The organism is Streptomyces sp. NPDC003011 (assembly GCF_053591515.1).
This window is the reverse complement of record NZ_JBSFTY010000062.1, coordinates 12,950-25,122: the sequence shown is the minus strand read 5'-3', so window position 1 is coordinate 25,122 and position 12,173 is coordinate 12,950. Positions and strand designations below refer to the sequence as shown.

The window sequence follows — 12,173 nt, the reverse complement described above, 5'->3', positions numbered from 1 at the left end:
GAGTCGAACCACTGGGAAGGACACGGGAATTGGAAACCCCGGAACCGGCGACCGAGCAGTTCACGACCTACCGCCCCCTGCTGCTGGGGCTCGCCTACCGGCTGCTCGGCAGCATGCGGGACGCCGAGGACATCATCCGGGACACGTCTTTGCGGTGGGCCGGCACCGATCACACCGGGATGCGAGAACCCCGGACCTTCCTCGTCACCGTCGTCGCCCGGCTCGCCCTTGACCAGCTCGGATCGGCCCGGGCGACCCGCAAGGCGTACACCGGGCCCTGGCTGCCCGAACCCGTGGCCACCGACGTGCTGGGCCCGCTGGACACGGCCGAGCTGCGGGACACCGTCGCCTACGCCACCGTCCACCGGATGGAGCGGCTGTCACCTCCCGAGCGGGCGGTGTTCGTCCTGCGCGAGGCCTTGGCACTGCCCTACGGCGAGATCGCCCGGATCCTCGACGCCACCGAGACCCACTGCCGCCAGACGCACCTGCGGGCCGCTCGCCGGCTGGCCGCCGGACGTGACCCGTTCGCTCTTTCGGAGGATGAGCACGCCAAGCTGTTGACGCGGTTCCTGGAGGCGGCGCAGAGCGGGGATCTGGCCACGCTCACCGAAGTCCTGGCCGACGACGTGGTCGCCTGGGAGGACGGCGGCGGCAAGGTCAGGGCCGCCCTGCGGCCGGTCGAGGGCCGCGATCAGGTCGTCGCGTTCGTCACCGGCCCGGCCGCCCGCTTCCCGTCCGGACCCTTCCGTCGCGTGCACGTCAACGACCGGACCGCCCTCGCCCCGGCGGTCGACGGCGTCGACCAGGTCCTCACGGTCGACGTACGCGACGGCCGTATCGAAGGTATCTACACGATCCTCAACCCGGACAAGCTGGGTCACCTCTCGGCCTAGCGAAGCGGGTGGTCCCGCCACCTGGGTGACGGGACCACATCCTCGGCGCCCGTGTTCCCGGACGCCGGCGGTCAGCGTTCGCGTACCCGCACGATCCGCAGCCCGGGCGCGGACCGGATGTCCTTCTCGCAGAACCGGGACGTCACCCACTGCTCATCCGAGAACAGCCGCGTCTGGTCGCTGAAGTGCGGCGAGTCCCGGTTCGAGGACTGGGAGTACGTCAGCAGCGTGCGGGCCACCGGGCACCGGCCGCCGTCCCAGCCCACGGCCTGCACATAGCTGGACCCGGTCGTCACCTCCGCGTAGCCGCCGCCCGCCGGACTCCACACGGACTCCACCTTGTTCCACACGCCCAGCGACTCCGTGCCGCCGTGCACGGGGACGCGCCGGCCGTCGCGCACGACGAACTGGTGCTCCCCGAGCCGGGAGTCCAGCGCGATGCCGGCCGCCCGCAGCTCGGCGACCGCGTCCGCGAGGGCCGTGGCGAAGCCCGGCGCACCCGTGTTCAGCGTGTGCGGGGTGCGGACCGGATCGGCGGCCGAGAACGGCACCTTCCACAACAGGACCGCCGGCACGGTCGCCGTCAGCCTTCGCCAGAACCGGTCGAAGAGCAGCGCGCCCCGGCTCCCGGTGTCCATGGAGCGGTCCCACGCCGCGAGCACCCCGCACGCCTCGCGCACGTCGACAGCCCGGCCGTCGCCGCCCGTCGCCGTACCGCCGGGCAACGCGGCACACGCCCGCGCCGCGTCGGCCACGGCCAGCCCGGCCGCGGGCACCCGGTTGGCGAACTGCTGCGCCTGAAGATCCCGTACGGTCAGACCGCCCTTGCCGGCCAGCGCCGCCACGTCCTCGATCGCGCCCCGCGTCCGCAGCGAACGCGGCGTGTCCACTGTGCCGAAGATCCGCTCGTAGCCGGTCAGCGGCCGGTCCGCGTTGGCCAGCCAGGCGCTGTCGTTGGAGTTCGCCGCGTACGGGGCGTCCGTGAGGACCGGCATCCTCGCGGGCCCGAGGATCCCCGGCTGGACGGCGTCGGGGTCGCTGCCGAGCCCGCAGTCGCCGCGCGAGCCGTCGAGGACCGCGACCCCCGAGGCGGGGTAGGTGACCTCGCCCAGGGGAGTGGAGCAGCGCCGCGCCAGTTCGCCGGTGATCCGGGGAAGCACCTGCGACTGCGTGAACAGGGTGTGGCCGGCCGCGTCGGCGGCGATCGTGTTCACCCAGGGCAGGCCCTGCGTGCGCCGGAGGGAGCCGAGGACGCCGGCCGTGCCGCGCGCCTTCGCGAAGCCGAGCGAGGTGTCCGCGCCGCGCAGGTTCGCGGCGTTGGGGTCGCCCAGCGCGTACGCCGTCGTGGCCGTCCACGGCAGCGGCAGCGAGGAACCGAGCGAGGTGACCACGGGGCCGTACCGCGTCCACCACTGGGTCCGGGTCACCGGGGCGCCGCCCCGCACCGGCACGGTGACCGTGCGCCTCGTCATCCGTTGCGGGATGCCGTCCACCAGGTACGTGGTCGGGTCGGCCGGATCCAGGGTCAGCTGATGGAGGTTGAGGGTGACACCGGTCGCGACGGTGTGGCTCCAGGCCACATGTGCGGTGTGCCCTATGGACACCGTCGGCGAGCCGAGCAGCGAACCGCCGGCCACGTTCAGTTCGCCGGGGATGGTCTGCTGCGACTGCCAGAAACGGCGCCCGCCCTGCCAGGGGTAGTGCGGATTGCCCAGCAGCAGCCCACGCCCGTTCGCGGTCGTCCCGCCGCTGAACGCGACGGCGTTGGAGCCCATGCCGGCGGAGTCCGCGGCGAACAGCTCCCGGGCGGCCCGGGCGGTGGCCCGGGCGTCGGGCGGCGCGGTCGGCGCCGTGGCGGAGGTCGGCGGCCCGGCCGCCGTGATGCCCTCCACCGCGCGGCCCTGACCGCCGAGCACGGCCAGCGCGAAGGAGCGCGCGGCCACGTCGAGCGCCGTCACAGGACGCACCCAGGCGGCACCCCGGCACGCCGGGTCGGTGATCCGGTTCTGCCTCAGCCAGGAGTTGTAGCCCGCCGCGAAGCCCCGCATCAGGTCCTTCGCCTGACGGCTCGGGCCGCGCGGCGCCGGTTCTGCGAGCAGCTTCTCCACCGTGCCGGACTCCCGCACCCCGCGGAAGTACTGGTCACTGGAGAGGTTCCGCGCGGCCGAGGACAACGAGCGGTCGGGCGCCGCGTCCGACCCGAAGAAACGGGAACGCTCGCCGCGCACGGTCACGAAGCCGTCGGCGAGCGTGCACACCTGGTCGGCGGCCTGCGCCCAGCCGGTGCCGAAACCGAGGTTCGCGTAGTCCTCGGCGACGATGTGCGGGATGCCGTACTCGGTGTAGCGGATGACGGCGGACAGGCCGCCGTGGGACGGAGGGTGCGGCCGGTCCCGGCTCTGCGCCGCGGCCGCCGGCAGTGCGGTGGTGGCGGTGAGCAGGGCGACGGCCGTGACGGCGAAGCGTCTCAGACGGGTGCGCATCGTGCCTCCCAACATCGTTGAGGGAAGGAGCGGTTGAGCGTACCAACGGGTATGTGCCCTCGGGTCCTGCCGGAGCGCGGTGCTTCTGAGCGCTCCGTGGTGCCGCGGAGCGCTCCGCGCCGGCTCGCGGCCCCTCGCGGCGCTTGACCTCCTCCCGCCGCGGACCGAGGATCATGTGTCATGACGCCCGGACACGGCAGCACGGTTGACGGGGTACTGCGCCGCAGCGCCCGGCGCACCCCGGCACGCGTGGCGGTGGAGTACGCCGACCGCGCCTGGACGTACCAGGAACTCGACGAGGCCGTCTCCCGCGCGGCGAGCCTGCTGCTCGACCAGGGACTCACCCGGGGCGACCGGGTCGGCGCGTACGGACACAACTCGGACGCGTACCTGATCGGCTTCCTCGCCTGCGCCCGCGCGGGCCTGGTGCACGTGCCGGTCAACCAGCACCTGACCGGGGACGACCTCGCGTACATCGTCGGCCAGTCCGGCAGCTCCCTGGTCCTCACGGACCCCGGCCTCGCCGGCCGGCTCCCCGACGGCGTCCGTACGCTGGCCCTGCGCGACAGCGACGACTCCCTGCTGGCACGCCTGCCCTCGGCACCGGCGTACGACGGCCCCGAGCCGCGCAGCGAGGATCTGGTCCAGCTGCTCTACACCTCGGGTACGACGGCCCTGCCGAAGGGCGCGATGATGACCCACCGCGCCCTGGTGCACGCGTACCTGAGCGCGATCACCGCCCTCGACCTCAGCGCGGGCGACCGCCCGGTGCACGCGCTGCCGCTCTACCACTCGGCGCAGCTGCACGTGTTCCTGCTGCCGTACCTCGCGGTCGGCGCCACCAGCCTCATCCTCGACGGACCCGACGGCGACCGCCTCTTCGACCTGATCGAGGCCGGCCGGGCGGACAGCCTGTTCGCCCCGCCCACGGTCTGGATCGCCCTGGCCGGGCGCCCCGACTTCACCACCCGCGACCTCGGCGGACTGCGCAAGGCGTACTACGGGGCGTCGATCATGCCGGTGCCCGTCCTTGAGCGCCTGCGCGCACGGCTCCCCGGGCTCGCCTTCTTCAACTGTTTCGGACAGAGCGAGATCGGCCCCCTCGCCACCGTCCTCGCGCCCGACGAGCACAAGGGGCGGATGGACTCCTGCGGCCGGCCCGTCCTGTTCGTCGACGCGCGCGTGGTCGACCAGGACGGCGAGGACGTGCCCGACGGCACACCCGGCGAAATCGTCTACCGCTCCCCGCAGTTGTGCGAGGGCTACTGGGACAAGCCGGAGGAGACCGCCGAGGCGTTCCGCGACGGCTGGTTCCACTCCGGCGACCTCGCGGTGCGCGACGCCCACGGCTACTTCACCATCGTCGACCGGGTGAAGGACGTCATCAACTCCGGCGGGGTGCTGGTCCCCTCCCGTCAGGTCGAGGACGCGCTGTACACCCACGAGTCGGTCGCCGAGGTCGCCGTGATCGGGCTGCCCGACGACCGCTGGATCGAGGCGGTCACCGCGGTCGTCGTCCCGCGCGGCGAGGCGGACGAGGCGGAACTGATCGCCCACGCCCGCGAGAAGCTCGCCCACTTCAAGGCACCGAAGCGGGTGGTGTTCGTGGACCAGCTGCCGCGCAACGCGAGCGGGAAGATCCTCAAGCGGGAGCTGAGGGACCGGTTCTCCGGCACTCCCTAGTGCTCTGAACCGCGATGGTTCACCGGGGTGCGGTTCGCGCCCCTCCACCTGTCGGACGGCCTGTCGGTTCACGTCCAACCGGCCCGCCACCCATCGCCCGCCCGGCCGAACTCGGCCGGCCCTTCACCCGCTGGTCGTCACGCAAGCTCGCCGCCCACCTGCGCAAGGTCCACGGCCGGGTGATCCGCATCGGCCGCGAGGCACTGCTCGGTCGGCGACGACATCCTGGACAACCTGCCCGCCCACAAGGGCACCCGCAAGGAACGCGCCCGCGTCCGCAGTGGGAAAGGCATCCGCTGGGGCGGACGCCCCGTCACGGAAGCCGCGTGACGATCCGTTTCCCGGTTCTCAGCCCTGATCGAGCGGATTGGACACAGTCCGTTCCGCCCACTCTCCTGCTGCCAACTGCGCCGCCGCGCACCCCGGCTTACGCTCTGCCTGGTCCTGGAACAGGCGCACGAAGGACTTGGCGAAGCCCAGCCGGGGGTATGCCCCGACGAGTGTGTCCGTGAAAGACGGGTCGAAGGCTTCCAGGCCCGTCCCGGATACATCCGCGGTCGTCCCCACCTGCAACAGTCGGCTCTCCACGTCCACTTCCGGCGCAACGTCGTCCCGCATGTGGAGCACGATCAGCTCAGCCGCCCGGTCGCGTCGCTCCGTCGGCCAGCCGAGACCGGCCGTGAAGACCCGGGCCAGGTGGCCACCAGCCTCCTCGAACGAGAGCGTGTGACTGTCGAAGGGCGGAACAAGACCAAGGTCGTGCAGCAACGCCGAGACGAAGAACAGCTCACGGTCGAAGTCGAGGCCACGCGCCTTTGCCCAGGCCGCGCCGAAGAAGTAGGACCGCACAGAGTGGTGGTACAGCGCCTCGTCAGCGTATTCCTCACAGACCAGCCGCGCCGCCTCTGCCGCCCGCCCCACAGGTACGCGCACCCCCGCGACTTCGATCAGCATCCGCCCCGCCCCCTCACAACCACACATCATTCCGCTACCCGCACCTTAGCCAGGACTGGACTCCAACCGGTGAAAGTTCGCGGCCACAGCACCGGGTCACCCGGAGGCCTCGCGCGGGCGCAGGTCCTCGATCCGCCGGATCTTGCCCACGGACCGCTCCAGCGACTCCGGGTCGACGATCTCGACGGTGACCGACACACCGATGGTGTCCTTCACGGCCGCCGCGCCGGCCCGGGCGGCGGTGTCCCGGTCCTCGGCAGTGGCGTCGCGGCGGGCCTCGGCCCGTACGGTGAGGGTGTCGAGGCGGCCCTCGCGGGTGAGCCGCAGCTGGAAGTGGGGCGCGACGCCCGGGGTGCGCAGCACGATCTCCTCGATCTGGGTGGGGAAGAGGTTCACGCCGCGCAGGATCACCATGTCGTCACTGCGGCCGGTGACCTTCTCCATGCGCCGGAAGACGCGGGCGGTGCCCGGGAGCAGACGGGACAGGTCCCGGGTCCGGTACCGGACGACCGGCATCGCCTCCTTGGTGAGGGAGGTGAAGACCAGCTCGCCCCGCTCGCCGTCCGGCAGCACCTCGCCGGTGACCGGGTCGACGACCTCCGGGTAGAAGTGGTCCTCCCAGATGTGCAGCCCGTCCTTGGTCTCCACGCACTCCTGCGCGACGCCAGGCCCGATCACCTCCGACAGCCCGTACATGTCGACCGCGTCGATCGCGAACCGCTCCTCGATCTCCCGCCGCATCCCCTCGGTCCACGGCTCGGCGCCGAAGACGCCCACCCGCAGCGAGGTGCCCCGCGGATCGACGCCCTGCCGCTCGAACTCGTCGAGGATCGTCAGCATGTACGACGGCGTCACCATGATGATCCCGGGCCGGAGATCCTGGATCAGCCGGACCTGGCGGGACGTCATGCCACCGGACGCGGGGACGACCGTACAGCCGAGCCGTTCGGCCCCGTAGTGCGCGCCGAGCCCGCCCGTGAACAGCCCGTAGCCGTACGCCACATGCACCGTGTCACCGGGCCGCCCGCCCGCCGCGCGGATCGAGCGCGCCACCATGTCGGACCACAGGGACAGGTCACCGTCGGTGTAGCCGACGACCGTGGGGCGCCCGGTGGTGCCGCTCGACGCGTGCAGACGCCGGACGCGGTCCCGGGGCACGGCGAACATCCCGTACGGATAGTTCTCGCGCAGGTCGGCCTTGGTGGTGAAGGGGAACCGTGCCAGGTCGGCCAGGGAACGGCAGTCGTCCGGGCCGACGCCGGCCCGGGTGAAGGCCTCCCGGTAGAACGGCACATGGTGGTACGCGTGCCGCAGCGACGCCCGCAGCCGCTCCAGCTGCACCGCGCGCAGCGCCTCCGGGGTGAGCCGTTCCCCCGCGTCCAGTACATCCGTCACGTCCGCCATGCCGCCCCTCTCTCGCCGCCGCGCGATCCGGGCGGCCGATCATCGGGTCAGACGCCGGGGATCAGTAATCCAGGCGATCCCGTCCGGGGCAAGAGGACGCCCCGCGCTTTCCGCGGCGGCGACCGCCCGCTCTCGGTGCCGGCGGCGCCGAGGTGTCGCGGCCGCAGCCGGCAGCGGGAGCCCCCGCCTACTTCGCGTACGCCGTCATGAAGCGGTCGCGGAACTTGTCCATGCCCCACTGCGGAGCGTCCTCGGCGGGCTTGAGTCCCGGCGTCCAGCCCCAGTCGGAGATCCGGTCCAGCACCTTCGGGTCGTGCGCGACGATCGTCACGGGCACGTCCTTGCTGGTGTCGCCCGCGGTGACGGTGGGAACCGGCTGGTGGTCGCCGAGGAAGACGAGGACCGTGTTCTCGTCGCCGTAGCGCTCGACCCACTCGACCGTGCTCCTGAGGGAGTACTCGATGGCGCGCCGGTACTCGGTGCGGACGCGCTCCGGGTCCTGCCAGACCTCCTTGGGATCCGTGCCCTCCTTCTTGATCTCGTGGAAGACGGAACCGTCGCCGAGGTCGTCCCAGTCGATCATGCGGGCGATCGGGGACCAGGGGTTGTGGCTGGACGCCAGGATGATCTCCGCCATGATCGGGTCGCGGTTCTCCCTGCCGTGCTCCAGGCGTTCGAAGGCCTCCAGGCTGAACTGGTCCGGCACGGGCGTCCAGCTGAAGTACGGGCCGTGGTAGCCGAGGCGCTCGGAGTCGTAGATGTGGTCGAGGCCGAAGTACTCGCCCTCGGGCCAGGCCCGGCGGACCCCGGGCACGATGCCCACCGTGCGCCAGGCGCCGGTCTTCTGGAAGTAGCTGGTGAGCGTGGCGCGGTCGCTGGTGGTCAGGCTCCGGTACCGCTGCTGGTTCTTGATCCACAGCCCGGACAGGAACGTCGAGTGGGCCAGCCAGCTGCCCGCGCCCGTCACCGGCGACTTCAGCCAGGCGCTGCGCGACTCGAAACCGGCGGCCTTCAGGGAGCCGGTGCCGTCCTTGAGGACCGCGTCGATCTGCGAGGCCATCGCCGGGTCGTCGATCGCCGTCCGGCCGTAGCTCTCGACGAAGGTGAACAGGACGTCCTTGCCCCGCAGTCCGGTGAGCAGCTGGTCGGGAGGGGTGGCGGCGAACGCGTCGACGGCGGCCTGCTTCTCGAAGACGCGCCCGTCCCTGAGCCCCGCGCGTACCTGCTCCACCCGGTTGCCGAGGAACTCGGCGTTGCCCTTGGTGGCGAGCGGGACGCTGGTGATCTGCACGCCCAGCGTGACGCAGGTGATCCACACGGTGCCGAGGATCAGCGTCGTGCGGGTGGCGACGGGGCGGTGGCGGACCATGAGGTCGGTCAGCCGCACCGTCGCGAGCGTGGTCAGCGCGAGCAGGACGACGAACAGGACGACCGCCCCGGCCACCGCGAGCACCTGACCGGTACGGCCGAACGACTCCCGCAGGAATTCCGTCGCGTTCTCCAGCAGGATCCAGTCCAGGACCAGGTCGAAGGGCCGGGCCAGGATCTGGTAGAAGCCCATGTCGAGGAACTTCAGGACGGTGAGCAGCCCCAGGAACACTCCCGTGACCACTGCCGTGATCCGCCGGGTCCTCGGTGGCAGGGCGAGCAGCAGGGCCGCGAGCAGGATGCCCTCGGCGGGGAGGCGGAGGAACGCCTCGACGTTGATCCGTTCGACGCGGTTGGGCACGAGGAGCGTGAAGAGCACGAGCGCGCCGGCCAGGACGGTCGTCGCCACGTGCACGCCGTGTGCCGCGCGAGGATAGCGGCGCCGCAAGCCGAACCGGCCGAACCGGCCGGGTGACGGGGCGCCCGCCGTCTCGCCGCCCGCCGTCTCGTCGGGGGCGGTTTCGTCGGAGGCGGTCTGCTCGCCGCCGCCCTGCGCCGTCCGCGCTGCCGGGACGGTGTCGCCGTCCGGGTCCGCTCCGCCCTCGGTGTCCGTCCCACCCTCGGTGTTCGGCAGCTGACGGGAACGAGTGAAGAGCGACACCCGGCGGTCCTTCCGTGCGGTCGTGCGATGGCATGGCAAACCTGGCCCAGGGGCCGAGCCTGCCACCACCAGTACGTTCGCACGTCACGTTCGTCTCAATCGCGCGGGCGTGATTCACCCGTCCGCGGCCGTCGCCACCTCCCGCGCCCACCGGTAGTCCGCCTTGCCGCTGGGCGACCGCCGGAGCGCCTCCGCGATCACCAGCCGGCGCGGGATCTTGTACCCGGCCAGCCGGGAACGGCAGTGCGCCTGGACGTCCTCCAGGGACGGCCGCGCCGAGCCTGCCCGCAGCTGCACCACGGCCGCCACCCGGTGGCCCCACTTCGGGTCCGGCACGCCGGCCACCAGCGCGTCGTAGACGTCCGGATGGGATTTGAGCGCCTGCTCGACCTCCTCCGGATACACCTTCTCCCCGCCCGTGTTGATGCACTGCGAGCCCCGGCCGAGGACGGTCACCACGCCCTCCTCGTCGACGGTGGCCATGTCGCCGAGGAGCACCCACCGCTCGCCGTCCTTCTCGAAGAAGGTCTCGGCGGTCTTGCGCGGGTCGTTGTAGTAGCCGAGCGGCACATGGCCGCGCTGCGCGACGCGCCCCACCTCACCGCAGGCGACCGGCTCGTGCGTGGCCGGATCGACCACCCGCGTACGGGAGTTGACGCGGATGCGGAAGCCCCGCTCGGGTCCGGAGTCGTCCGTGGCGGTGCCGTTGAAGCCCGACTCGGAGGAGCCGAAGTTGTTGAGCAGCAGCACGTTCGGGACGAGCGCCTGGAACTGCCGGCGCACCGTGTCCGACATGACCGCCCCCGACGACGACACGCTGAACATCGACGACATGTCGGTGCCCTTCAGCGGGCCTTCGAGCGCGTCGACCAACGGACGCAGCATCGCGTCGCCCACCAGAGACATGCTGGTGACCCTCTCCCTCTCGATGGTCCGCAGCACCTCCTCGGGCACGAACTTGCGGTGCAGCACGACCCGCTGGCCGAAGTAGAAGCCGATGAACGCCGTCAGCGTGGACGTGCCGTGCATCAGCGGGGGAGCGGGGAGGAAGGTGATCCCCGCGCCGCCGGCCGCGACCCGCTCGGCCAGCTCCTGCGGCTTCCGCACCGGCTCACCGGTTGGCGCGCCCCCGCCGAGCCCCGAGAAGAACAGGTCCTCCTGGCGCCACATCACCCCCTTCGGCATCCCGGTCGTGCCGCCGGTGTAGATGACGAACAGGTCGTCACCCGAGCGCGGCGCGAACCCGCGCTCCGGGGACCCGGCGGCCTCCGCCCGCGTGAAGTCCACGGCGGACACCTCGGCCGCCCCGGGAGCCGGAGCCCCGACCCGCACCAGGTGCCGCAGCGCGTCCGCGTGCGGCAGCGCCGCCGCCACCCGGCCGGTGAACTCCGCGTCGAAGACCAGACCCGTCAGATCGGCGTCCCGGTAGAGGTAGACCAACTCCTCTTCCATGTAGCGGTAGTTGACGTTGACCGGCGCGATCCGCGCCTTCAGGCAGCCGAGCACGGTCTGGAGGTACTCGACCCCGTTGTACAGGTGCAGCCCGACGTGCTCGCCGGGACGGATCCCGCTGTCGAGGAGGTGGTGGCCGACGCGGTTGGCCGCAGCGTCCAGCTCCGCGTACGTCAGACGGCGCTCCGCGCCCGTGCCCGGATGGTCGATGTACACGAGCGCCTCGCGGTCCGGGACCACGTCGACGACCGACTCGAACAGGTCGGCAAGGTTGTACTCCACCGCTCCTCCTGACCTCGGACGGCCTGGCTCCCCAACGGTTGCCGGTCATCAGAGCAAAGGGCGCCGGAAGTGGGAAGGGCTCGCACCGAAGAAATCTGACTGACTGTCAGAAAACCCTTGAAGTGCCCCGCCGCCTCCTGCAACCTGTTCTCGTTCTGTCAGAGGGGAGATGGCCCATGGCTGGGACGGAACACCTCACCGTGCGACGCGAAGGCGCCACACTGGTGCTCACACTCAACAGGCCCGACGCCAAGAACGCGCTCTCGCTGTCCATGCTGGTCGGCTTGTACGACGGCTGGGTCGAGGCCGACGCCGACGACGAGGTCCGCTCGGTCGTGCTCACCGGCGCCGGCGGCGCGTTCTGCGCGGGCATGGACCTCAAGGCCCTCGCCGGACGGGGCATGGCGGGCGAGCACCTCCGGGACCGCCTCACGGCCGACCCCGACCTGCACTGGAAGGCGATGCTGCGCCACCACCGCCCCCGCAAGCCGGTGATCGCCGCCGTCGAGGGGCACTGCGTCGCCGGCGGCACGGAGATCCTCCAGGGCACCGACATCCGGGTCGCCGGCGAGTCCGCGACCTTCGGTCTGTTCGAGGTCAGGCGCGGCCTCTTCCCGATCGGCGGCTCCACGGTCCGGCTGCAACGCCAGATCCCGCGCACCCACGCCCTGGAGATGCTGCTCACCGGCCGCCCCTACAGCGCCCGGGAGGCCGCAGGCATCGGCCTGATCGGACATGTCGTGCCCGACGGCACCGCCCTCACCAAGGCCCTGGAGATCGCCGGACAGATCAACGCCTGCGGCCCGCTCGCCGTCGAGGCCGTCAAGGCCTCGGTGTACGAGACCGCGGAGATGACCGAGGCCGAGGGACTCGCCGCCGAACTCAAGCGCGGCTGGCCCGTCTTCGACACCGCCGACGCCAAGGAGGGCGCCCGCGCCTTCGCCGAGAAACGGCCCCCCGACTACAAGCGCGCCTGACCCTTTCCCCGGA

General features: G+C 71.8%; 8 protein-coding genes and 1 pseudogene. 4 read left to right on the top strand and 5 right to left on the bottom strand.

What is annotated here, in order from left to right; genetic code table 11:
• Positions 1-29 precede the first annotated feature (29 nt).
• Complete coding sequence (sigJ, locus tag ACWD0J_RS28410; RefSeq protein WP_451498691.1) at positions 30-896, top strand: RNA polymerase sigma factor SigJ; 867 nt, start codon at positions 30-32, stop codon at positions 894-896.
• Between the two features lie 71 nt (positions 897-967).
• On the opposite strand, the gene ACWD0J_RS28405 is transcribed toward sigJ, so the two are convergent.
• Positions 968-3,379, bottom strand: a complete 2,412-nt coding sequence (locus ACWD0J_RS28405) for a penicillin acylase family protein (RefSeq protein WP_451498690.1) — start codon at positions 3,377-3,379, stop codon at positions 968-970.
• A gap of 180 nt (positions 3,380-3,559) precedes the next feature.
• Here ACWD0J_RS28405 and ACWD0J_RS28400 point away from each other — a divergent pair, with 180 nt between their 5' ends.
• Together ACWD0J_RS28400 and ACWD0J_RS28395 are read left to right on the top strand one after the other, a co-directional pair.
• Entirely contained in the window at positions 3,560-5,062 is a 1,503-nt protein-coding gene (locus ACWD0J_RS28400) for an acyl-CoA synthetase (RefSeq protein WP_451498689.1), read from the top strand.
• 98 nt (positions 5,063-5,160) lie between these two features.
• Positions 5,161-5,268, top strand: a pseudogene (locus ACWD0J_RS28395) (transposase); the annotation flags it as partial.
• Positions 5,269-5,410: 142 nt separating this feature from the next.
• On the opposite strand, the gene ACWD0J_RS28390 reads toward ACWD0J_RS28395, so the two are convergent.
• From ACWD0J_RS28390 to ACWD0J_RS28375, 4 genes are all read right to left on the bottom strand, one after another.
• Positions 5,411-6,016, bottom strand: a complete 606-nt coding sequence (locus ACWD0J_RS28390) for an HD domain-containing protein (RefSeq protein WP_451498688.1) — start codon at positions 6,014-6,016, stop codon at positions 5,411-5,413.
• Positions 6,017-6,112: 96 nt separating this feature from the next.
• A complete protein-coding gene (gene paaK / locus ACWD0J_RS28385) occupies positions 6,113-7,420 on the bottom strand; it encodes a phenylacetate--CoA ligase PaaK (RefSeq protein WP_451498687.1) in 1,308 nt (435 codons plus the stop codon).
• 187 nt (positions 7,421-7,607) lie between these two features.
• Positions 7,608-9,449, bottom strand: coding sequence for a sulfatase (locus ACWD0J_RS28380; RefSeq protein WP_451498686.1), 1,842 nt, complete (start codon positions 9,447-9,449; stop codon positions 7,608-7,610).
• A 114-nt stretch (positions 9,450-9,563) separates the two neighbouring features.
• Complete coding sequence (locus ACWD0J_RS28375) at positions 9,564-11,183, bottom strand: acyl-CoA synthetase (protein WP_451498685.1); 1,620 nt, start codon at positions 11,181-11,183, stop codon at positions 9,564-9,566.
• Positions 11,184-11,359: 176 nt separating this feature from the next.
• Here ACWD0J_RS28375 and ACWD0J_RS28370 point away from each other — a divergent pair, with 176 nt between their 5' ends.
• Positions 11,360-12,160 (top strand): crotonase/enoyl-CoA hydratase family protein, encoded by an 801-nt coding sequence (locus ACWD0J_RS28370; protein ID WP_451498684.1) that lies wholly within the window; start codon positions 11,360-11,362, stop codon positions 12,158-12,160.
• The last annotated feature ends 13 nt before the right edge of the window (positions 12,161-12,173 follow it).